The organism is Williamsia sp. Y844, from assembly GCF_056786475.1.
In genome coordinates this window covers 695,570-718,105 of record NZ_JBXCJB010000004.1, presented here as the reverse complement: position 1 = coordinate 718,105, position 22,536 = coordinate 695,570, and the positions used below count along the sequence as shown (strand labels likewise).

Below are 22,536 nucleotides of genomic sequence, written 5' to 3'. Positions count from 1 at the left end.
GGTCGGGGCAGTAGGGACCAGCGTAGAGTAGATTGGATCTTGGATCCAATTATAGGAAGAAGTATGCCGCCGACACGTTCCACGCAGGTCCTCGACACCCTCGGACTTCGTCCGACCGCGGTGCAGCACGCTCGGACGGTCATCGAATCGACACTCGCCGACGCGATCCTCGACGGCTCACTGGCCAGCGGCACGGCACTTCGGCAGGCCGAACTCGCGCAGGTGTTCGGGGTCAGCCGGATGCCGGTTCGCGAAGCACTTCTGTCGCTGCAAGCCCGCGGCCTGGTCGATCACGTGCCACACAAGGGTGCGGTGGTGGTCGGCGTCGACCCGGACGATGTTGTCAACACCTATCGGATCAGGCTGCTGCTGGAACCGGAAGCGCTGGCCGGCTCGATTCCGCGGTTGGAGCCCGCTGACATCGACGAGGCCCGTCGCATCCTGGGTGCCATGGAGAACGACCCCGAGCTGGTAGACCTGGGCAGACTGAACTCCGACTTCCACCTTGCGCTCTACCGGCGGCATCCAAATGCGAAGTTGTTGAAGCTGATTGCTGCCGAACTCGACGACGAGGACCGCTACCTGCGTTTTCATCTGGCCGAGTTGGGTTCGGACCAGTTGGCCCAGACCGAACATCGGCAGCTGGTCGATCATGCCGCCCGCGGTGAGGTCGATGACGCGGTGGCGGTGCTGCGCCAACATATCGGTTCCGCGGCGGACACCATCGAGGCCTACTTCCGCGGGCGACCGCAATCGGCGAGCCTCAAGGCGGGTATCAAGTAGATATGCCCGAAGGTGACACCGTGTTCCAGGCCGCGGCGCGACTGCATCGCGCGTTGGCCGGAAAGACGCTGACCCGCTGCGATGTTCGGGTTCCGCGGTACGCGACGGTGGATCTGTCCGGCGGGCGGGTCGACGAGGTCGTCGCCCGGGGTAAACATCTCCTGATCCGCGTGGGTGAGCACACTGTGCACTCGCACCTGAAGATGGAGGGCCGCTGGGAGATATACACAAAGGGTGCCCGTTGGCGGCGGCCGGCGTTCAAGGCCCGGATCATCCTGGAGGCAGGTCCGGTGCAGACGGTCGGATTCGAGCTCGGAAAACTCGAAATCCTCCGCCGCGCGGACGAAGACACAGCCGTCGGTCATCTCGGTCCCGACCTCCTCGGAGCCGACTGGGACGCCGATGTCGCGGTCGATAATCTCGCGTCGGACCCGGCGCGGCCGATCGGCCTGGCCCTACTCGACCAGCGAGTGCTTGCCGGGATCGGCAACGTATTCCGTTGTGAGATGTGCTTTCTGCGGCGGACCCACCCGGCAGTGCCGGTTGCCGATTCAGGCGACCTCCGCGAATGGGTGGACCTGGCGAAAAAGATGTTGGAGTTCAACCGCAACCGTACGATCCGGGTCACCAACGTCGACCGCGCCGGTGAGCGCACCTGGGTCTATGGCCGGGCCAAACGCCCGTGCAGGCGATGCGGGACCATCATCCGATCAGGAGATCTCGGCGGGGGCACAGACCTCGAACGGGTCATCTATTGGTGCCCGACGTGTCAGCCGCCGCCGTGACCAGGGTTTGCGCGGTCTCGACCGGCGCGAGTTCCACCCGGCGTTCAGTGCGAACGCGCAGGATGGCCACACTCCCAGCGATGGCCACCAGGCACAGGACGTACAGGCTGTAGCCGATGGCCGTTGGCCGCAATCCAAAGTGTCCGACCGCAATTCCGCCGATCACCGCCGGAAGGCTGAATCCGGTGTAACTGACCACGTACAGGGTGGAGAAGACCTGACCCCGCTGTTCGGGCGCGGTGGCGGCGATGACGGTGGCCATCACGCCGGCGAACGTCGACCCGAACCCGAAGCCGGCGATCGCCGAGCCGACGAGATAGAGCGGTAGCACCGCCGAGATCGTTCCGGTCAGGTTGATGACCAGCCCGATACCCAGCGCAGCGAGTCCGATCCCGAACTTCAGATTCGCCGTCCACCTGGACGTTGCCATCGAACCCACCGCGCCGAAGGTGAAGAACGTTCCGAGGATGAGGCCGGTGATCATGTGGTTCTCGACCCCGAAGATGCGCAGCACGATCGACGATCCCAGCGAGAGCGTCAATCCGCCGAGCGACCAGGTGGCCAGGCACCCGAAGGCGGCCATCACGAAAACCCCACGGACCGACCGCGGCAGGCCGGCGCTGGGACGCACCACCTGCCACAGGTGCCTGCGAGAGGCGAAACCGGTGCGTGCGGAGGTCTCGGGGATGAACGCGATGCACACCGCGGACAGGGCGAACGCGGCGATCAAGATCAGGAACACCAGTTCGCGGGGCATCGGCGCATATTGGATGAGACCGCCCGCCGCGATTGCGCCGAAGGCCAACCCGCCCAGCATCGAGGCCGAGTTCGTGATGGAGCCGACGCGCGCGCTGGGCTGCAGATCAACCAGCGCGGCACTGAGCGTTCCGGTCAGGGCGCCGGCGGCCAGGCCTTGCAGTACGCGCGCCGCAAGCAGCATCGGAACTCCGTCGGCGACGGCAAACATCACCATGGAGGCGATGATCAGGGCCAGGCCGCCGAACAGGACCGGGCGCCGTCCGACGTGGTCGGAGAGCGATCCCACGGTGAGGAGACCGCCAAGCAACGCGACCACGTACGCCGCGAAGATGACGGTCAAGGTGAAGGAGGAGAAGCCCCAGAGATCCTGATAGATCGGGTACAGGGGAGACGGCGCCGACGACGAGAACATCATCGCGATGGTGGTCGCCGCGATCACCGTGAACGCCGAGACCTGGCCGATCTGTTGTCGTGGCATTCCTGTACTCAAGCAGCCACGACGCCCGAATATTCCTTAGCCCCGCGAAGAACTAGTTCGGGCGGGTCAGTTGATGGGCGGTTTCGGTGGCTGCTCGAGTGTTGCCAGGAACGCGGCGTCCGTCGCCGCGCCGTGCTGTTTGAAGCTGTTCCGGGGGTCTTTCATGTCGAAGCGGACGGCACCCGATTTGGCATCCCGGAGAACGCCCCGGACCTCACGGGCCGCAGGCGGCCAGAAGTCGGCCGTCCAGCGGGGCTCGGTGAGTTTTGCGCGGAACGGATCGATGCCCGGTACGACGATATCGGCGGCGAACTCGCGGGTCGGGGTCTGGCCGTCGCTGCTCATCCGCACGATGTTGACGGCCACGATGGTCGCGGTTCCGGGTACCCAGGTTTTACCGAACATCGGAGTCCTTTGGTCAGACGAGGCCACAACCATAAGCGCCGAGAGTGGAAGTTGCCCGAGTTTGCCGAGCCTTCTGACCGGCATACCTTGCACTCGACCCCGGTGAGTGCTAAAAATGGGATCTGGCACTCGCCAACCGTGAGTGCCAGGTTGGAACGGTGAGATCGGTCCTAATGACACGACCGTTCGTCCGTCGCGGGCACCGAAACCAACCACGAACTTCAGTGTCACCCCCTATCGGAGGATCACTTCGTAATGGCCAAAATCATCGCGTTTGACGAAGAGGCCCGTCGCGGCCTCGAGCGGGGCCTCAATGCCCTCGCTGACACCGTAAAGGTGACGTTGGGACCCAAGGGTCGCAACGTCGTGCTCGAAAAGAAGTGGGGTGCCCCCACGATCACCAACGATGGCGTTTCCATCGCCAAGGAGATCGAGCTGGAGGATCCCTACGAGAAGATCGGCGCTGAGCTGGTCAAAGAGGTCGCCAAGAAGACCGACGACGTCGCTGGCGACGGCACCACCACCGCCACCGTCCTGGCTCAGGCCCTCGTCCGCGAAGGCCTGCGCAACGTCGCTGCCGGCGCGAACCCGCTCGGCCTGAAGCGCGGCATCGAGAAGGCTGTCGAAGCCGTCACCGAGTCGCTGCTGAAGTCCGCCAAGGAGATCGATACCAAGGAGCAGATCGCTGCCACCGCCGGTATCTCCGCAGGCGACCCGGCCATCGGTGACCTCATCGCCGAGGCCATGGACAAGGTCGGCAAAGAAGGCGTCATCACCGTCGAGGAGTCGAACACCTTCGGCCTGCAGCTCGAACTGACCGAGGGTATGCGCTTCGACAAGGGCTACATCTCGGGCTACTTCGTCACTGACGCAGACCGCCAGGAAGCCGTCCTCGAAGATCCGTACATCCTGCTGGTCTCCGGCAAGGTGTCGACCGTCAAGGACTTGCTGCCGCTGCTGGAGAAGGTCATCCAGGCCGGCAAGCCGCTGCTGATCATCGCCGAGGACGTCGAAGGCGAAGCCCTCTCGACCCTGGTTGTCAACAAGATCCGTGGCACCTTCAAGTCTGTTGCCGTCAAGGCTCCGGGCTTCGGTGACCGTCGCAAGGCCATGCTGGCCGACATCGCCATCCTCACCGGTGGCGAGGTCATCAGCGAAGAGGTCGGACTGTCCCTCGAGGGCGCCGGCGTCGAGCTGCTGGGCACCGCACGCAAGGTCGTCGTCACCAAGGACGAGACCACCATCGTCGAGGGCGCCGGAGATTCCGAGGCCATCGCCGGTCGCGTGTCTCAGATCCGTTCCGAGATCGAGAACAGCGACTCCGATTACGACCGTGAGAAGCTGCAGGAACGTCTGGCCAAGCTGGCCGGTGGCGTTGCTGTCATCAAGGCAGGCGCTGCGACCGAGGTCGAGCTCAAGGAGCGCAAGCACCGCATCGAAGATGCCGTGCGCAACGCCAAGGCTGCTGTCGAAGAGGGCATCGTCGCCGGCGGCGGCGTGGCTCTGCTGCAGTCGGAGTCCGCAATCGACGCGCTGACCCTGGAAGGCGATGAGGCCACTGGCGCCAACATCGTCCGTGTTGCTCTGGAGGCTCCGGCCAAGCAGATCGCCATCAACGCCGGCCTCGAGCCCGGTGTTGTTGCCGACAAGATCCGTCACAGCCCGCTGGGAACCGGCCTCAACGCCGCCACCGGCGTGTACGAGGACCTGCTGGCCCGCGGCATCAACGACCCGGTGAAGGTCACCCGCTCGGCGCTGCAGAACGCAGCCTCGATCGCGGCTCTGTTCCTCACCACCGAGGCCGTCGTTGCTGACAAGCCTGAGAAGAACAACGCACCGGCTATGCCGGGCGGCGACGAGATGGGCGGCATGGGCTTCTAGCCCACGCTTTCTAGCTCTACGTTCTCTTCTGAGACCGGCCCACTCCTTCGGGGGTGGGCCGGTTTCTGTTTTGCGGGCGCGCCTTGCACACAAGTCGATGTCGCAGGGCCGACGGTGAGTTCGTACATCCCTACTCGAATACTGTTGCGTCAAAGTGCCTCCCACGCATCTGCCCATCCACAGGCTGTGGATGGATCCGTTACATGGTGAGGCTCGTGCCGTGGTCGGAGCTCGGCTGAGTCTTTGCTCGGTAGGTAATGCGCCCGGACTTGCGGCGAGCCCGGGCAACTCGCCCGAGAAAGTACATGCCGATGGCCCAGGTGGCGACGCCGACGGTGGGTATGGCTACGGCGATGACGCCGACATCGAGCGCGGTCATCGACTGATGGTAGGTGATCATCCGGCGCCAACCCACGAGTTGAGCGAAATCGACAACGAACTTCATCTCCGCGAGATACGGTGCCCAACACTAGTAGTCAGTCTCTCCGAGGGAGCGTGATGTTCAGCAGGGTGCCCCCGACACCAATCTCCCAGCTGGCACCACGCGATGCCGAGTTCGTCTACAACGAAAGTGACACGCACGCCGGGCATCTCATGGTCAGCTATTTCTTCGATGCTGATCAAGGATCCTGCGCGGAAGTCACCAAAGAGCAGGCCGTCGCTTGGATAACCGCTCGGCTCGGATATGCCGCCCTGTTCACCACGCGGTTGCAGCGAACTCCATTTGACCTGGACTACCCGCGGTGGGTACCCGCCGACGGCCCCGACATGGATCACCACGTGACCGTGCAACAGGTGGGTGCCGGGGGCTGGGCGCCGGTTCGGTCGTATCTGAGCGTGCTGCTGGCGCGGAAGTTGGATATGACCAGGCCGCCGTGGGAGATGCATGTGTTGTGCGGCGTACACGGTCTCGACGATCTGACCGGCCGATACACGGTGGTCACGCTCAAGATCCATCACAGTGCGATGGACGGACTCGCCACCCGAGAACTGACTCGGGCGCTGTTCTCGACGACCCATGCGCCCGCTGTGCAGGGCGCAACGCCACCGATGAGCCGGGCGGCACAGCTGTCTCGAGCCCTGGTCTCGTTCCCCGGCACGTCGTTTCGATTCTTTCAAGGTCTCTCGACGACCGGTCGGGCGGGCGTGGAGGTCAAGGAAGCCGAGCAATCCGGCGAGATCGTCTCGATCCGAGACGATTTGGCGGCGACTCGGTTCAATCGGTCTCTGCAGGGCGAAGTCTCCGTCGATTTCATGACTTTGACGATCAATGAGGCCAAGGCGATTCAGGCCGCGGTGCCGGGCGCGAGTTTGAACGATGTCTACCTCACCATCGTCGCCGGCGCGCTGGCCGCGTACCTCGACAGCTGTGGGGAAGAGCCCCGGGATCCCGTGTGCGCCATGGTTCCGCGGTCGATGCGTCGTATCGAGCAGTGGGAGTCGGCAAACCAGTTGGCGATCTTGACGATCGACCTCAACGTCGACGAACGTGACCCACTGGTCCGTCTGGCGAAAATTGCATCTGCTGCCGCGGCGGCGAAGCAACGCAGTGACTATCCCGCGGTTCGCGCCAAAGGTAAGCGGGTGGAGACAGCGCCGGCATGGTTGCTGCGGCTCACCGGCTTTGCGGTTCGGCACTATCCGCACGATTCCGATCGCGGGCGCCAGTCACACTCGACGGTCAGTAATATCCCGGTGACGGTGGATGGTTGTACATTCGCCGGATCCCCGGCCGTGGCGATTGTTGGTGGGCAACCACCGGTTGATGGGGACGCCCTTCGGCACTATCTGCTGGCCGCTGCCGACGGGAAATTGATCCTCAATTTCTTCAGCTCATCAGCTGCTCTGCCGGATCCTGATAGCTATGTGCGTCTTCTTCGAACGAGTCTGGAAGACCTGTCGCAAGCGGCGGCGGTAAGAGTCAATTGACATCGTTGATCGTCGTTATTTTCTGAGGTGTAGCGAAGTTTCCGCCTGTACGCCTCGGTAGGTTGCCGAATTTCATTCGAATGAAGCCGCATCGAATTCTTGTGCGACTGTTCAGCTCAAAGATGCTGTGCCGCAAGGCCCGTGAAAAATATTTTCGAGAGAATTTCGCATTTCGGTCCAATTTTGGGAATGTAACGATAACGTGTTCTACACATCACATCTAAGCCTTAATGCGATGTACCTCCCCATTCGAGTGGTCGTTGGCCTCTTGTGTAGAGCCCTGCCGACTTCTCGGTTACTAGCAAGAAAGTAGGCGCAACACATGGGATCTATCGAAGCATTTTTCCTGGCCGGCGGTGACACCCTTCTGCCGAACATCATCACCATCATGTTGGGGTTGGACAACCTGCTCGGGAACTTCGTCGGATCGGTTGCCGGCTGACGGTGACCGCCAGTTGAACATCCCCCTCTACGGCAACAGAAACTAGAATAAGGAGATTGAAATGGGCAGTGTTGGTGACGTTGTCGGAACAATTGTTGGAACGATCGCTGTGCCGATAACCGATTTGGCGGTTCGCGGACTCGAGGCGCTAGCTGCGCTGAGCGGCGGAACAGTCAAGGTTCCCAAGTAGATTAACGCCCGCCGTGGCCCGCACCGACTGGTGTGGGCCACGGCTGCGTGTGTTTTGCGGTTCTCCAAGTCGTCAACCGACTGACCGTGTCGGGCGTTGAAAAGTGGGTAGGTGGTGGCGGTGAGCGAGTTGTTGATTCGTCGTGGTGTGACGGCGTTGTTGGCGTCTGTTGCAACGGTTTTGATGACCTTGCCGGTGCAGGCTGCCGCCGATCCGGCGAACGGTGGAGCGTTTGGCGTATCCGAAGCTGTTGTGGTGCAGCAAGGAACGGCAAACGATCGCACGCTCCAATTGACTGTGTACAGTGCGGCGATGGGCCGCGACATTCCGGTGACCGTATTGCTGCCGGCAGACCGTAGTCGCCCCCGCGGAACCCTGTACCTCCTCGATGGCAACTCGGGCCAGGCGGAATCGAATAGCTGGCTCGCCGCCGACAAAGGCAACATCGCACCAGTCTTTGCAAATGAGAACGTCAATGTGGTTCTGCCGGTGGGTGGTACAGGAACCCTGTACACCGACTGGATCGAACAACACCCCAAGTTCGGTGTGGTCAAATGGGAAACGTTCCTGACCAAGGAGCTTCCGCAGGCGTTGGAGCCGTACCTGGGCGCAAGTGGTGACCGGGCGATCGGTGGGATATCCAGTGGTGCACAGGGCGCGGTGATGCTCGCGCAGCGAAACCCGGGCTTCTATCGAGCTGTGGCGGGCTATAGCGGGTGCTACTTCACCGAGGGGTTGGCGGGGACTACGCTCACCGATCTCACGGTGATCGGTTCGGGAGGGTCGTCGCAGCTCATGTGGGGGCCGCAAGGCAGCCCGGAATGGAAGGCTCACGACATCTTCGCCAATGCGGCTCGACTGCAGGGCACATCGGTCTATTTATCTTCGGGCAGCGGTCTTCCCGGTCCTGGAGAGGGTATTCCGATGCCGCCGACAGCAATGGCCCTCGAGTTCGGCTCGAATCTGTGCACCGATCAGCTCACTGGTGCGCTGCGCGCCAAGGGTGTGTCGGTGACCCGCAGTGCGCAACCGGTCGGCATGCACCTGTGGCCATTCTGGCGGAGCGAACTGGTCAATTCGATGCCGACGTTGCGAGCTGCGCTGGGCGCGTGACGCGCACGTCGGACGGTTGGCCGGTCGGCAACTCGCGAGGGGAATGGCTCGCACGCAGCGGTTGTTGAAAGTTGAATGCCTAACCCCATCACTGTCGACATCTGGTCCGACATCGCCTGCCCCTGGTGCTACATCGGTAAGCGGAAGTTTGAGGCCGGTCTGGCCGAGTTTGAGGGCCGCGACGACGTCGAAGTCACGTACCACAGCTACGAGTTGTCCCCGGATACCCCGGAAGATTTTGCCGGGTCCTCGGTCGACTACTTGGTCGAGAAAAAGGGAATGCCTGCTGATCAGGTGAAGCAGATGCTCGGCAATGTCACCGGGATCGCCGCCGAGGTGGGCCTCGACTTCGACTTTGACTCCGTCCTGCAGACCAAGACTCTCAAAGCTCACCAGGTACTGCACTACGCGAAGGCTCAGGGCAAGCAACTGGAGTACGCAGAGAGGTTGTTCAAGGCGTACTTCGAGCAGGGTCGCCACGTAGGCCGCAGCGAGGAACTCGCCGACCTCGCCGCCGACGTCGGCCTCGACAGGGAGGCCGTGCTGGCGGTCCTGGAATCAGGTGAATACGCCGACGCTGTGGACGCTGATATCGATCAGGCTCGTGCCTACGGTATTTCCGGTGTCCCGTTCTTTGTCATCAACGGCAAGTACGGCGTCTCCGGCGCACAGTCAGCCGAGACGTTCACCGGTGTGCTCGACAAGGTTCAGGCCGAAGAGTCCAGCAATGTCTGAATCCGCACTCACCCCATTCGAACTCGTCGGCGACATCGATGCAGGATCGTGCGTCGACGGGGTATGTGTGGTTCCGGTGGAAGCCTCTCCAGAAGGTGTCGACAGCTAGCCGAAGACCGTCCCGTCGTCGAGGCTTCAACAATGTCGGAACCTCTTTTGGCCGTGGACTTCTGGCGGTGTGGTCGTTGACTGAGTTCTTCCGATTGAGTCCACTACTTATGCCCCGATCGATCTGGTCCCGGACGGCATCACCTACAACAGTGATGGCACGGTGGCCACCTCGACCGAGGGTGGCGTCACGACCACGTACACATGGAACGCGGACGGCACCACGCAGACCTCGACGAGCAGATGCAATTCATGAAGACGAGCTGCGCGGAGCCGATGCCAGTGGGCACCACAGCGAGGCGAAACGTATTGCCGTCGTGATTCGAGTGCTGGTGCACGACACCGCGAGGTCCCACAGCTTGCTGGGCCAGATCGGCGTCAGACGGCGGCGCTCACAACAGCTGCGCGACCGCGAGCGAGCGCTCGCGCATGAAGGCGGCCTCGGGTGGTCTACCCAGCACCACTCGCCGGCGCGGCGACCCGCGTTGTCGTCTCACCCTTACCAGCTCGGTCCGGACCACCGCCCAGGAACTTCTCTTGGGTCTGACAAACCAGCGAGACACGGTCTATGGCGGCGTCGACGTTCCGCCACGCGACTGGCAGTAGGGCCTCTCCGACATCTGACCCGCACATGACACCCGGGGTTATCGGATACAGGGATTACTGAATACAGAATTGCATGTACAGTCGGCAGCATGGAGACGATGGTCCACCGCGAGGCGCTGGCACGGTTCGGTTACGCGCTGTCTGACGCAACCCGAACACAAATTCTGTTGAGCTTGCGAACGGCACCGAGCTACCCGTCAGACCTCGCTGATCGTATCGGGGTGTCTCGGCAGATTCTGTCGAATCATCTTGCGTGCCTGCGAGGTTGCGGTCTCGTCGTCGCCGTACCGGAGGGTCGACGCACCCGGTACGAGCTGTCCGACCAGCGAATCGGACGGGCTCTCGACGACCTGCTAGGCCTGGTTCTCGCAGTCGATCCGACGTGCTGCCCTGATTCGCAAGCCGATGGGTGCTGTTGATGGCCGATCTCGGATTGCCTGACCTGCGACCTAATCTGAGCGGGGAACGACGGCAGCTGCTGGCACGTCGCATCCGCTGGTTCGTTGCCGCGACGATCACCTACAACGTCATCGAGGCCATTATCGCTCTCAGCGAGGGCGTCCGTGTGTCCTCAACGGCGTTGATTGGCTTCGGCCTTGACTCGGTCATCGAGGTGTCTTCCGCTGCAGCAGTGGCCTGGCAGTTCGCCGGGAAGGACCCCGAGTCACGCGAAAAGACTGCCTTGCGGATCATCGCATTCTCGTTCTTTGGGCTCGCAGTGTACGTCTCGATCGACGCGGTTCGATCTCTGTTCGGGGTTGGCGAGGCCAGGCATTCGACTGTCGGGATCGTGCTGGCCGCAGTGAGTTTGGCCATCATGCCCGTCCTGTCGTGGGCTCAGCGCCGGGCCGGCCGCGAACTGGGGTCGTTGTCAGCGGTCGCGGATTCAAAGCAGACACTGCTGTGCACCTACCTGTCTGCGGTCCTGCTCGTCGGACTGCTCGTCAACAGTTTGTTCGGCTGGTCATGGGCCGACCCCATTGCTGCGCTCGTCATCGCCGCCATCGCGGTAAGGGAAGGCGTGAACGCCTGGAAAGGCGAAACCTGCTGCCCTGCGCCGACGAACCGGGGCGGTATCGCCGCGGGTGACGAGTGCGACTGCTGCGACTGACACGCCGCCCATGTCGATACTGTCGTGATGCGCCTGCCACCTCAGCTTGAAGTCGACGATCCGATGCCCGGCGCGAAGCTTCTCGAAGAGTACTTCGGCCGTCCGTTCCCTGGCGCTCGCTTCACAGGAGCGCTATTCGATCGATCCGGATCTGCGCGGACGTCTTCGCGAAGCGAGAGACAGAGCTGCCGGACCGGCGGAAGCTGACTCAGCAGGCGTTGAAACTCAGGTCAACCGGCCCCCAAGCGACACCCCGGCTCCTGCTTAACCCGGATATCTAAATCGGAGCCTGAGGCTGAAACCCCGACCTACCGATTAGCTACCCAGTCAACCGAGTCGCAAACCTTTAGCCCCGCGCACAAAAGCCCGAAGGGCGATGCTGTGCGTAGGCCTCTACTCAGTCACTCCAAACGGCAATGGATGGTCTTGCTCCACCAGCCGGGCAGCTACGTCGACGACGCGGATGTTGGAATCTTGCGAGAGCTTGCGTAAGAGCGCGAAGGCCTGCACCGCATGGAGGTCGTAGCGTTCCATGATGAGGCCCTTGGCCTGGCCGATGATGTCTCGCGAGGCCAGTGCGCTGCGGAACTGATTGCCCTTGCGGGCAGCGCCCAACGCGATGGCAGCGTGCGTGGCGAGGTCGACTGCGAGGTCTTCGGTGTCGGCGTCGAACGCATCCGCAACCTCGGCATAGAGGGTGAGAGCTCCGAGTTCGTGTCCCTTGGTATAGAGCTGAAGTGATAGGACCGATCGAATCGGAGTTTGGTGGTACAGAGCCGGCATCAGTTTCGGCCATCGCTGTTCCGTCTCGACATTGTTGATCCGAACTGTGTACTGCTCCCAAATCGCGTCGAGCGCGGGGCCTTCACCATGCTCGTGCTGCAACGCGTCGGCCTGCGCGGGAACCGGACCACTGGCCAGAACTGATTCGAGTACGGCTTCGCTGCCGGGGTCGGTCTTCCTGATCAAGGTGATCCCGGCATGAGAAACACTCGGTAGCAGCGCCACCGATGCCTCGGTAACCTCCTGGAGTACCTGATCTGCGGTTATCGGGTGATCCCGCGACCCATGCAGATCGCGTGCCATTTGCGCGATCTGGTCATGAATGCCGGACTCGACATGATCTTGTGGACTGTCCATCTGCTCACTCCATTACGCCTCTTGCAGGGTGGTGAAGTTCAAGTCGGTAGGCCCCTGCCCCAAACAAATCCGCCGCCACAAGGCGCCGGATACCGTGAAGCCCGACGACGTGGGAGCCCCCGTTCCAGAGGAACCTCCACGTCATCATTTGTCAGCGGTCACAGGGTGAACGCCTGGAGCTGGACAGTACCCCGACAAGGATCGTACAGCCGGCCCCCGTCGACAACCCAGACGCTTGTGTCGGCGGGTGTTCGATGCCTTGATCAGTTGCCGGGGGAGCGCACGACCGTGAAGGTGATGTTGGTTCGCAGGCGGAAGCCCAGGTGTTTGTAGAGCTCGATGGCGTTGGTGTTGTCGGCCGCAGCGTGGAGGAACGGAGTCTCACCGCGGACGTAGATGCCGTGGGCGACAGCGAGTACCAGGCGGGTGGCCAGGCCTTCGCCGCGGAACTCGGCGTCGGTACAGACGGCGCTGATCTCGGTCCATCCCGGTGGATGGAGGCGCTCGCCGGCCATCGCGATGAGCCGGCCCTCGCGCCGGATCCCGAGATATGTTCCGAGTCGGTATGTTTCGGGGCTGAAGGGCCCGGGTTTGGTGCGGCCGATCAATGCGAGCATGTCGGGGACATCGTCGGCGCCGAGCTGGATTGCCTCGGGTTCGGGCCTCGGCTTCAGCGTGTCGGTGGCAACCATCTGGACGCCCGGGCCGCTCATGGCAACCTCCCAGCCATCGGGTAGGTCGGTCACCTCGACCGGCAGCGCGACTTCTTGTCCGGGGCCGATCAACTCGGCGAGATCAGTCCACGTCTGCGGATCGCTCAGATCGCCGACCCCGACAAACGGGGAGATCGTCGGGAGGTAGCGGCGAGCGCGGGTGGTGCCCTCGCTCAGGTGCAGATGGGCGCCGATCAGGCTCTCCCACATGGCATTATCGAGTACACCGGTGTCCGGTGTGGTCTGAGCTGTCACCGGCTGAACCATTCCTTTGCGATGAGTTCGTACGAGCGCACCCGCGCCGCGTGGTCGTGTGTGATGGTAGTGATCGAGAGCTCGGCGGCGCCGGTGGCGTCCCGGAGGATCTCGAGTTTGTCGGCAACGGTGGACGGCGATCCGACAAATTGCGTCAGCACCCGGTCGCGGACCAGTTCGCGGTCGTCGTCGGTCCATTCCAACGCAGCTGCTTCGGCCGGACTCGGGTACGGGATCGCGCCTTCGCCGCGCCGGATGCTGCGGACCCAAGGTGCATATCCGCTCGCCAATTCGGCTGCTTCGTCATCGGTTTCGGCGATAACCGCATCCACCGACACCGCCACATACGGTTCCGGGACATCCGCGGACGGTTGGAATGCTGCCAGGTACGCCTCAACCGCATCGATGACCGTGCTCGGACTGTGGTGGTAACTGGCAACAAAGCGTAGACCCTTTGACCCTGCGACGGCAGCGCTGGATCCACCGGAGGCGCCGAGGATCCAGACCTGCACGTCGGCACCATCTCCCGGGGTGGCATGAGCGGGAAGCCCTTGTGGGCTGACATATGTGTCGTCGAGAAGGGCAAGAACAGTGGAGATCTGCTCGTCATAGCTCGGGGCGTACGCGCCGGGTTGCTGGAGCAGGTCGAGTAGGTGAGTGATGGACTTACTCGCAAACGCGCCGGCGATGTTGTAGATCTTGGGCAGGAGCAGACCGTTGGGGGTGTACGTGTCTTCGGTGTGGGCCGCTCCGCCGCGGGCGGACAGATAGTTCTTTGCTGCGACTTCGGTCACCGATTCCGATCCCGTTGTCGTCTCCGGGGCGGGGCGAGAAATGGATCGTCCGATACCGAGGTCGAGGCGACCCGGGTACAGCGTGTTGATCAGGCCGAACTCCTCGACCGTCGCGAGTGGTGTCCGATGACCGAATTGCACTCCGGCCGAACCCAACCGGATGGTCGAGGTGGAACCTGCGATCAGTGCGATCTCGATGGCGGGTGACGACCCGAGGACCCCCGGATTCGTGTGGTGCTCGGCGAACCAATAGCGGTCGTATCCGAACTGTTCGGCGCGCTGGACCAGGTCGATGGTGTTGCGTATTGCGGTGCTGTAGTCCGACCCGCTGGAGCGGGGCAGAAGATCGAGAACCGACAGGGGGATGGGCGGGGCCATTTCGAACTCCTAGTGAGCCGCTGCGGATGACGTGATCGGCGACTGCCAGTCGTCGGCCACGGCCTCTGATGCGCCGAACGACGCGAAATCGGTGGTGACACGAAATGCGTCCAATGAGTACAGGTCTCGGGCGTAGCGCCACAGATTCGAGAAGTCGGCAAGGCGCCGGGTACCGGCCTTGGCGGCCGCAGCGTCGTATCGGACCAGTGTCACCCAGAGCCGGACGTCGGCCAGGGTGACGTTGTCGCCCAGAAGGTATCGATTCTCGGCGAGCCGATAGTCGAGTTCTGAATATGCCTGATAGACCGTGGCCGCGGCTTCCTCGGCGGCCGAACCGGTTCCGGTGGCCACGTGTGCGGTGCTGTTGACCGTGGCTCGCAACCAGGCTTCCAACTCGTCGATCTGCGGGCGCAGATCCTCTGGGTAGAGGTCGAACTCGCCGGTGATCTGACGCCGGTACTGCGACGCGAGATCGGCGTCGAGCGTATCGAAAGTGTTGCTCACCACCTGCTTTGTCTCGCGATCCCACAGGGTGGGGACCGACACGTGGCCGTCGAAGTCGGGTTCCGTGGCGTCATAGGCATCGCGCAACAGGGTGAAGCCGTTCACCGGGTCGGGGCCGTGGGTCTCGCGGAATGCCCACCCGCGGGCATCGCGCGCACCGTCGACGTAGCTGACACTGATCACATCAGCGAGGCCGGCCAGCTCGATGACCAGTGTGACCCGCTGAGCCCACGGGCAGAACCAGCCGGAATAGACGTGATAGCGATCAGCGACGGCCGGGTACGGCGTGGATCCGTCGCCGCTGATACGTCCGGCGAATCGATACACCGGCCGGGTGTCATCCGGTGCGCGAGTGATTGCGTACTCGCCGTGGGTTTCGGTATCGACAGGGCTGGCGTACTTCGACATGGCTAGACAACCTTTTCTGCGGAGTGGGAGCGGAAGGAGAAGAGCTCGGGTGCGTTCTTGTCGATGGTGAGGTCGGCGAGGAGGCGACCGATGGCGGGCACGAACTTGAACCCGTGTCCGGAGAATCCGGCGGCAACCGCAACCGGACCGCGGCGATCGATGACGAAGTTGGAGTCGGGTGTGGTGGCGTACGTGCAGCTGATCGGGGTCAGTGCGTCGGCATCGACGCCGGGCACCCAATGGCGGACGTACTCCTGCAGGGCCTTGAGTTGCCGTGGTTCCGCCGTGAAATCGCGGTGGTCGGGGTCGACGACCGGTCCGGTTCCATGGAAGCCGACCTTGACGCCTTCCGCGCCTGAGGACAGGCCGTACACGCCACCGAATTCGGGCGCGTTCGGTCCGTCGGGGTCATGCAAGATCCCGAAGCTGGGCCATTCGGCATCCTGGTCACGCGGTACAAAGTGTGCGGGTTGCTCTTGGGTGACGGTGATCTGCGGCAGCGGTGCGATGCCCGACAACAGCTTCGTCGCCCAGGCGCCTGCCGCCACCACCACACGTCGAGCCACGTACTTCTGGTCATCGGTGCGCACGGTGACCGAGTTGTCGTCTGTGACGTCGATCGAGATCACCTGCGATTCGTGTCGAACTTCTGCGCCGAGGGATGCTGCGCTGCGTTGTAGTGCACTGACAGCATTGTCAGCATGTAGCCGTCCGCTGTTGGGGTAATACAACGCGCGGCCGTCGAATCTGATTCCTGGCCACCGCTGCGAGGCCTCGTCGGGCTCGAGCCATTGATGGACGAGTCCGAGGTCGGTGAGGGTTTCGGAGATCTGGGACAGGTATGGAGTCCATCCCTGTTCGACGCCGCCGGTGACGGTGAGCAGTTGCGTCCCGGACTCGGATTCGAGGTCGGCCCAGAGTGCTTCCGCTTCCCTCGCGAGCGCGACGTAGGTGCGGTCGGCGTACGAGGTGCGGAAGATGCGGGAGGCGCCATGCGAGGCGCCGTTGGCGTGGCCGGGGGTGAATCGTTCGAGCAGCACGGTCTCTACACCCCGGCGTGCCAGCTGCCAGGCGGCGGCCGAACCCATCGCGCCACCCCCGACAACCACGGTGTCGACCTCGACGGAACTCATATCGTGACCTCAACTCTGTTGTGTTCGGTTAGCCCTTCGAGTGTTGGTATCGATGCCAACAGGGCCTTGGTGTAGTCGTTCTGCGGGTCATTGAAAATCTCTTCCACGGTGCCCGTTTCGACAGCCTGACCGTCTTTCATGACCAGGACTCGGTCGGCGACGTGGTAGATCACGCCGAGGTGGTGCGAAATGAAGACGTAAGCGATTCCGAGCTCGGCCTGCAGATCGGCCAGGAGGTCGAGGATCTGGGCCTGGATTGAAACATCCAGTGCCGAAACGGGTTCGTCGCAGATGATGATCTCAGGTTTGGTTGCCAGGGCGCGGGCGATGGCGACACGTTGGCGTTGGCCGCCGGAAAGCTGGTGTGGCCGACGGCCGAGGTGGTCGGTGCTCAGTCCGACCAGTTCGAGCTGTTCGGCGACACGCTTGCGGCGCTCGGTCCGACTGATGCCACCGGTGGCCAGGAGCGGTTCTTCGACGATCCGTCCGACGGTGTGACGCGGGTCGAAGGAGCTCAATGGATCTTGATAGATGACCTGGATGCGTTGGCGTCGGGTGCGGACCTCTTTGTTCGACAGGGCTTTCCAGTCGGTGCCCGCGATCTCGACGGATCCTGTGTCAGGGACTTCGAGGTTCAAGAGCAGTCGGGCGACGGTGGATTTGCCGGAGCCGGATTCGCCGACGATGCCGAGGGTTTCGCCACCGTGTACGTGCAGGCTGACATCGTCGACGGCGCGCAGGCGGCGGTTGCCGGTGAGTGTGAAGTGTTTGGTGAGGTTGTGTGTCTGCAGCACAACATCATCGGAGATGGGGGCGCGCTGCAGGGTCTGGACGCCGTCGCGGGAGGACAGGCGGGTGCCGCGGGCGTGTGCGACCGGGATCGCGTCGAGGAGCTGCTGGGTGTAGGCGTGCTGTGGATTGTTCAGGACCTCGCGGGTGGGGCCGTGCTCGACGAACACCCCGTCCTTCATCACATAGACGTAGTCGGAGACCTGCGAGACCACCGCCAGATCGTGACTGATCAGCAACAGCGCGGTGCCGTCGGCCTTGCGTTGTTCGAGTAGTCGCAGGATCTGCGCCTGGACCGTGACATCGAGTGCGGTGGTGGGTTCGTCGGCGATGAGGAGGGCCGGATCGGCGGCAATCGCAGAGGCGATGAGCGCCCGTTGGCGCAGTCCGCCGGAGAGCTGGTGTGGATACTGTCCGGCGCGCAGGGTGGGGTTGGGGATACCGACCTCGGTGAGTAGTTCGAGGACGCGATCGTCGATGGCGTTGTTGCTCACGACCTTGTGTGTTCGCAGGACTTCACCGATTTCGGCGCCGATCGTGCGTAGGGGATCGAGGGACGTCAAGGCATCCTGCAGGACAAATCCGATGTCGCGGCCACGCAGGCGGCGCCATTGCCGTTCGGAGAACCGTCGGGTGTCCGATCCGTTGACCTGTAGTCGATCTGCTGTGACTTGTGCTGTGGGGCCGGCCAATCCGACCAGACTTCGGGCGGTGACACTTTTGCCCGAACCGGATTCACCGACGATGGCCACGCTTTGGCCGCGGTTGATGGCGAATGAAATACCGTCGACGGCGCAAATCGTGCGGGCGCCGGAGGGGAATCCCACCCGCAGGTTCTGTACATCGACGAGCGGTGCCTGCGGTGCTGCGTCTTTGGTGAGGGTTGTCATGGCGCCACCCGACCTTCGGTTCGTCGTTGCAGGTATTGGCCGACAACAGTCACCGAGAGAACGGTCAAGGTGATGGCAAGGCCGGGGAATACCGCCGGCCACCAGGCGACGGAGAAGTATGAGCGGCTGGCCGAGAGCATGCTGCCCCATTCGGCGGTGGGGGGTTGCGGGCCCAGACCCAAAAAGCTGAGTGAGGAACCGACTCCGATGGCTGCTCCGATACCGATTGTGGCCAGGACCAAGACGGGTCCGATCGCGTTCGGGACGATGTGGCGGACAACGATATTGGTCTGCGTCCAGCCCAGCGCCTTGGCGGCTTCGACAAACACCGCCCCGCGCAGACGGATGACTTCGCCGCGGACCAGGCGGGCGTAGCTGGGCAGGGTGACCACGGCGACGCCGATGATGGTGGTGAACGTGCCGGGACCGCGGGCGGCGACGATGAGGAAGACCAGCAGTAGTCCGGGGATGGACAGGAAGACGTCGAGCAGGCGCGAGACGACCCAGTCGCCTGCACGTCCGCCGCGGGCGGCGAAGACGCCGATCAGTGTGCCGGCCACCAGGGCGAACACGGTGGCGCTCACACCGATCAGCAGGGATGGCCACGCACCGTAAATGATTCGGGCGTAGATGTCGCGACCATTCTGGTCTGTGCCGAACAGGTGATCGACGCTCGGGGCCAGCAGCATGTCGAGTGGTTCGCCGGCGTTGGGGTCTCTGCCGGTGAACAGGCTGGGGAACAACGCCGCCAAGGTGATGAACACCAGGAAGATCGCGCTGAGGATCACCGACAATCGCAGTCGCCGAATACGTTGAACAACAGTCTGTCCGACAGCGAAACGGACCGCTCGATGGTCGAGCTCCGCTGCGCTACGTCTCCGCAGTAAAGGGTCGAGCTCCGCTGCGCTACGTCTCCGCGGCGCCGGGTCGGGCCGGGTGTCGGTGGTCATGCGTTTACCTTCTCGGTTGCAGAGGTTGTGGGCCCGTCGGCCCGAACCCGCGGATCAAGCCAGCCGTATGCGGCGTCGATGAGGGTGTTGACGATGGTGTAGAACGTGGCGGCGATGATGACGACCCCGAGGACCAGTGGTAGGTCTTTGCTGGTGACCGCGGCGATGGTCAAGCGGCCCAGACCTTCTCGGGAGAAGACCTGCTCGACGATCACCGCGCCGCTGATGAGTGCGCCGACGATCCAGCCCCACAACGTGATCACCGGCATCGCGGCGTGGCGCAGCACGTGGCGGAGCAGGACCGCGGTCTGGCTGATCCCGCGGGTCCGCGCGGTGACAACAAATGTTTCGTCGAGCGTGCGTTCGACACCGTGCCGAAGCACTTGTGACAGCAGCGCCGCGGGTGCGGCCGCCAGCGCGATGGATGGTAATACCAGCGAAGCCACGCCATCCGAGCCGACCGAGGGGAACCAGCCGAGCTGGAACGAGAAGATGGTCAGCAGCAAGATGCCGAGCCAGAATGTCGGGACTGCCACGGTCAGGACCTCCAGCGAGGTGGCCGGGCCGCGTAGCCATCCTGGCCGGTTGGCCGTGGCCAGCCCCACCACCAGTGCGACGACCAGCGCGAGGATCGCCGAGACGATCACCAATTGCAGTGTGGGCCAAATCTGTTGACCGATGGCCTCGGTGACTGGCATTCGCAGCGCGTAGGACCGTCCGAGGTCGCCGTGAAGCAGTCGCCACAGGTAATCGAAGTATTGGACGATCAACGGATCGTCGAGTTTGTAGTCGTTGATGATCTGCGCCCGGACCTCCGGGGACACCTGCGCGGTGCCGATGATCGCGTTGATCGGCTCACCTTTGCCGGAATGCAGGACGAGGAAGGTGGCAGTGATCGCGCCCCACAGCACCAGCAGCGACACCAGCAATCGGCTGGCGACCGCCCGACCGAGGGAGCGAGTGCGCGCCACCTCGGTCGGGCCTGCCACCGTGTCGATCACGGTCACTTGCTCACCCAGGCGTCGTAGAACGTCGGGTAGGCCTGCGGTTCGAACTTCACGCCTTGCAGGTTGTTACTGCGGCCGAGCACGTAGTTGAAGACGTAGACCGGGAACACTGCGGCGTCGTCGGCGATCTGCTGCTGGGCGCGAGCGTAGATCTCCGACTGCTTGGTCAGATCGGTTTCGCCAAGCGCTGCGATCAAGTCGGAATCAACAGCGGGATTGGAGTACTTGGCCACGTTTGTTCCGAAACTGTCCACCGGAATGTTCGACGAATGATCGAGCGTGCGAAGTGCATCCGGTGACGCCCGCTGCCAGCTGATGTCGAGGACGTCGTAGCCGTTGGTGAAAAGGGCGGTGTAGTAGTCGTCGATGGTGGTGTTCTTGATCTGGTAGTCGACACCGATCTTCTTGGCGGACGACTGCACCTGCTCGAGCAGGGTGTCGCGTTGTTCGCGAGCGTATTCCTTGAGGAAGGGATGCACGACGGTCAGACGCTTTCCGTCCTTGGTGCGGTAGCCGTCGCCGTCGCGTGCGGTCCAGCCGGCTTCGTCGAGAAGCTGATTGGCTTTGTCCTCGTCGTAGACGTACGCCGACTCACTGGCCTTGTTGTAGCCGACCGTGGCGGGGCTCAAGGTGTTCTTCGCGGGCTGGAAGACGCCGAAGTAGAGCTTGTCGACGATGGTGTCCCAGTCGATTCCGGCCCGGAAGGCTTCGCGGACCTTGATGTCGGAGAAGACGCCGGCCTGTGTGTTGGGGTAGTAGTTGTAGTTTCCGCCCGGAGCCTGGACCGTCTCGACGGAATAGCCGGGTGTGTCCTTGAGCGCGCTGACGTTGACCGGCGGGACGCTGGCAATCGCATCGACCTGATTGCTGGTCAAAGCGCCGTAGCGAGAGGAGTCTTCGGGGATCTCCTGGATGCTGATGGCTGCCAGGTGTGCCTTGCCGGAGTGGTCGGCGTTGCCCGGACCCCAGTTGTAGGCCTCGTTGCGGGTGTAGTCGATGCCCTTGTTCGGGGTGTAGCCGGCTTCACTGACAAACGGCCCGGTGCCGACGATCTTGCTGCACAGGGCATCTGTTCCCTGAGTCAGGGTGGAGGGGGCCTCGATGCCGAGGTATGCCGAGGCCGCGGAGGGAAGGAAGGCCGAATTCGGCTCGGAGAAGGTGACTTCCACGTGCGTCGGGTCGATGACGTTGGTGCCGGCGTAGGTGGCGATGGTGTTGGCCGCGAGTTGGGACTTGGTGTTGGGGTCGACGATGTGGTCGAGGTTGGCCTTGACTGCGTTGCCGTCGAACTTTTCTCCGTTGGAGAAGGTGACGTCGTCGCGGAGGGTGAAGGAGTAGGTGAGCTGGTCGGGGGACACGCTCCACTCGGTGGCGAGCCAGGGGTCGAGGCTGCCGTCGGTGTTGAGGGCGACAAGAGAGTCGAGGATCGGGCGGGAGAAGAAGCCGGCGACGTCGGCAGGGCTCTGATGGGGGTCGATGCAGCCGCCGGGACTGCTGTTGATGGCAAACCGAAGGGTGCCGCCGTCGACGGGATCACCGGTGGCCGTCGCGGAATTATTGCTGTCGCCGGAGCCACAGGCGCTGGCGACAAGTCCGACCGTGAGAGCCGTAAGAATCGTGGCCTTGCTCAGATGACCCGGTCCGGGATGCACCCGTCTCAATCGGCCGGCAGCAGGTGTTCGGGACATCGGTTTTCTCCTCGTGAATGCAATGGGCGTGGCAGGTGCTCAGGATTCGATCGCGTGGTGCGTTGAACAAGGTCATCAAGCTTCCGGAAATCTCTTCGGGCTCGCTTGCGTGAACCCCGCGCTTGCCCCATGCCGGTGAAGGCTGGGGCCGTGTCTGTCATCCAGGGCACCCCGCCGCGGTGGAGGGTTGCCGACCAGCAAGCTGGAACTTGGCGCTGATACTCGTTGACACAGGGCAGTTGTTGTCCACCAAGCGAATCCGGGCATCATGTGGGTATGCCCGGGCAGGGGATTTCAACTGTTGGACAGAACCATACTCACGCTCCTGCGGAAATCCGATGGATGCGCGGAGTTCCGATCGCCGAGAAGTTAAAGCACATGGGTATGGACGACGCCGTAAAAGTCTGTTAGCGTCGGCGTCGGTCACGAGTACCAGCGAATAGCCCCGGCTTGCTGGTCAGCAACCCTCCATCGCGGCGGGGTGCTCCGGGTGAAGACCTGGCCTGTTCGAACCCGAACAGGCAAGCGCGGACCCCCCACGTCCGAGTTCCGAACTGCTCCA

General features: G+C 63.1%; 21 protein-coding genes and 2 riboswitches. Of the genes, 9 read left to right on the top strand and 12 right to left on the bottom strand.

Annotated features, from left to right (window positions below; all coding sequences use genetic code 11):
• Positions 1-63: 63 nt before the first annotated feature.
• Both AC1TQG_RS24515 and AC1TQG_RS24510 read left to right on the top strand, forming a co-directional pair.
• A complete protein-coding gene (locus AC1TQG_RS24515) occupies positions 64-783 on the top strand; it encodes a GntR family transcriptional regulator (protein WP_482141107.1) in 720 nt (239 codons plus the stop codon).
• 2 nt (positions 784-785) lie between these two features.
• On the top strand, positions 786-1,568 hold the full coding sequence (locus tag AC1TQG_RS24510; RefSeq protein WP_482141105.1) for a DNA-formamidopyrimidine glycosylase family protein: 783 nt from the start codon (positions 786-788) through the stop codon (positions 1,566-1,568).
• Here AC1TQG_RS24510 and AC1TQG_RS24505 read toward each other — a convergent pair.
• Positions 1,531-2,805, bottom strand: coding sequence for an MFS transporter (locus AC1TQG_RS24505; RefSeq protein WP_482141103.1), 1,275 nt, complete (start codon positions 2,803-2,805; stop codon positions 1,531-1,533). The genes AC1TQG_RS24510 and AC1TQG_RS24505 overlap by 38 nt on opposite strands.
• Before the next feature lie 66 nt (positions 2,806-2,871).
• The gene (locus AC1TQG_RS24500) at positions 2,872-3,210 is read right to left on the bottom strand and encodes a hypothetical protein (protein ID WP_482141101.1); all 339 of its coding nucleotides are present in this window, start codon (positions 3,208-3,210) and stop codon (positions 2,872-2,874) included.
• A gap of 255 nt (positions 3,211-3,465) precedes the next feature.
• Here AC1TQG_RS24500 and groL point away from each other — a divergent pair, with 255 nt between their 5' ends.
• Positions 3,466-5,091, top strand: coding sequence for a chaperonin GroEL (gene groL, locus AC1TQG_RS24495; RefSeq protein ID WP_482141099.1), 1,626 nt, complete (start codon positions 3,466-3,468; stop codon positions 5,089-5,091).
• Positions 5,092-5,290: 199 nt separating this feature from the next.
• Here groL and AC1TQG_RS24490 read toward each other — a convergent pair whose 3' ends face one another.
• Positions 5,291-5,536 carry a hypothetical protein gene (locus AC1TQG_RS24490; protein ID WP_482141097.1) on the bottom strand — a complete coding sequence of 82 codons (246 nt, stop codon included), beginning with the start codon at positions 5,534-5,536 and terminating at the stop codon, positions 5,291-5,293.
• Between the two features lie 65 nt (positions 5,537-5,601).
• Between AC1TQG_RS24490 and AC1TQG_RS24485 the strand changes: the two genes are divergently transcribed.
• The 6 genes from AC1TQG_RS24485 (at position 5,602) to AC1TQG_RS24460 (ending at position 11,325) form a co-directional block, all read left to right on the top strand.
• Positions 5,602-7,020: a wax ester/triacylglycerol synthase domain-containing protein gene (locus AC1TQG_RS24485; RefSeq protein WP_482141095.1), complete on the top strand. Its 1,419-nt coding sequence runs from the start codon at positions 5,602-5,604 to the stop codon at positions 7,018-7,020.
• A 503-nt stretch (positions 7,021-7,523) separates the two neighbouring features.
• Positions 7,524-7,652, top strand: coding sequence for a hypothetical protein (locus AC1TQG_RS24480; protein WP_482141093.1), 129 nt, complete (start codon positions 7,524-7,526; stop codon positions 7,650-7,652).
• Between the two features lie 120 nt (positions 7,653-7,772).
• Positions 7,773-8,765 (top strand): alpha/beta hydrolase, encoded by a 993-nt coding sequence (locus AC1TQG_RS24475; RefSeq protein WP_482141091.1) that lies wholly within the window; start codon positions 7,773-7,775, stop codon positions 8,763-8,765.
• A 75-nt stretch (positions 8,766-8,840) separates the two neighbouring features.
• Positions 8,841-9,500 carry a DsbA family oxidoreductase gene (locus AC1TQG_RS24470; protein ID WP_482141089.1) on the top strand — a complete coding sequence of 220 codons (660 nt, stop codon included), beginning with the start codon at positions 8,841-8,843 and terminating at the stop codon, positions 9,498-9,500.
• 803 nt (positions 9,501-10,303) lie between these two features.
• Positions 10,304-10,633 carry an ArsR/SmtB family transcription factor gene (locus AC1TQG_RS24465; RefSeq protein WP_482141087.1) on the top strand — a complete coding sequence of 110 codons (330 nt, stop codon included), beginning with the start codon at positions 10,304-10,306 and terminating at the stop codon, positions 10,631-10,633.
• Positions 10,630-11,325 (top strand): cation efflux transmembrane domain-containing protein, encoded by a 696-nt coding sequence (locus AC1TQG_RS24460; RefSeq protein WP_482141472.1) that lies wholly within the window; start codon positions 10,630-10,632, stop codon positions 11,323-11,325. The genes AC1TQG_RS24465 and AC1TQG_RS24460 overlap by 4 nt, the downstream gene beginning before the upstream one ends.
• A gap of 393 nt (positions 11,326-11,718) precedes the next feature.
• Here the strand turns inward: AC1TQG_RS24460 and AC1TQG_RS24455 are convergent, their stop codons facing one another.
• The 9 genes from AC1TQG_RS24455 to AC1TQG_RS24415 form a co-directional block, all read right to left on the bottom strand.
• Entirely contained in the window at positions 11,719-12,465 is a 747-nt protein-coding gene (locus AC1TQG_RS24455) for a GAF and ANTAR domain-containing protein (protein WP_482141085.1), read from the bottom strand.
• Positions 12,466-12,728: 263 nt separating this feature from the next.
• The gene (locus AC1TQG_RS24450) at positions 12,729-13,445 is read right to left on the bottom strand and encodes a GNAT family N-acetyltransferase (RefSeq protein WP_482141083.1); all 717 of its coding nucleotides are present in this window, start codon (positions 13,443-13,445) and stop codon (positions 12,729-12,731) included.
• A complete protein-coding gene (locus AC1TQG_RS24445) occupies positions 13,430-14,605 on the bottom strand; it encodes an LLM class flavin-dependent oxidoreductase (protein WP_482141081.1) in 1,176 nt (391 codons plus the stop codon). The genes AC1TQG_RS24450 and AC1TQG_RS24445 overlap by 16 nt, the downstream gene beginning before the upstream one ends.
• A 9-nt stretch (positions 14,606-14,614) precedes the next feature.
• The gene (locus tag AC1TQG_RS24440) at positions 14,615-15,517 is read right to left on the bottom strand and encodes a glutathione S-transferase C-terminal domain-containing protein (RefSeq protein WP_482141079.1); all 903 of its coding nucleotides are present in this window, start codon (positions 15,515-15,517) and stop codon (positions 14,615-14,617) included.
• A 2-nt stretch (positions 15,518-15,519) separates the two neighbouring features.
• Positions 15,520-16,650, bottom strand: coding sequence for an N-methyl-L-tryptophan oxidase (gene solA, locus AC1TQG_RS24435; RefSeq protein ID WP_482141077.1), 1,131 nt, complete (start codon positions 16,648-16,650; stop codon positions 15,520-15,522).
• Positions 16,647-18,329, bottom strand: a complete 1,683-nt coding sequence (locus tag AC1TQG_RS24430; protein WP_482141075.1) for a dipeptide ABC transporter ATP-binding protein — start codon at positions 18,327-18,329, stop codon at positions 16,647-16,649. The genes solA and AC1TQG_RS24430 overlap by 4 nt, the downstream gene beginning before the upstream one ends.
• Complete coding sequence (locus tag AC1TQG_RS24425) at positions 18,326-19,279, bottom strand: ABC transporter permease (protein ID WP_482141073.1); 954 nt, start codon at positions 19,277-19,279, stop codon at positions 18,326-18,328. Before AC1TQG_RS24425 ends, AC1TQG_RS24430 begins: the two co-directional genes overlap by 4 nt.
• On the bottom strand, positions 19,276-20,286 hold the full coding sequence (locus tag AC1TQG_RS24420) for an ABC transporter permease (protein WP_482141071.1): 1,011 nt from the start codon (positions 20,284-20,286) through the stop codon (positions 19,276-19,278). Before AC1TQG_RS24420 ends, AC1TQG_RS24425 begins: the two co-directional genes overlap by 4 nt.
• Complete coding sequence (locus AC1TQG_RS24415; RefSeq protein WP_482141069.1) at positions 20,283-21,974, bottom strand: ABC transporter substrate-binding protein; 1,692 nt, start codon at positions 21,972-21,974, stop codon at positions 20,283-20,285. The genes AC1TQG_RS24420 and AC1TQG_RS24415 overlap by 4 nt, the downstream gene beginning before the upstream one ends.
• A 113-nt stretch (positions 21,975-22,087) precedes the next feature.
• A riboswitch (SAM riboswitch) is annotated at positions 22,088-22,205 on the bottom strand.
• 190 nt (positions 22,206-22,395) lie between these two features.
• A riboswitch (SAM riboswitch) is annotated at positions 22,396-22,508 on the top strand.
• Positions 22,509-22,536 lie beyond the last annotated feature (28 nt).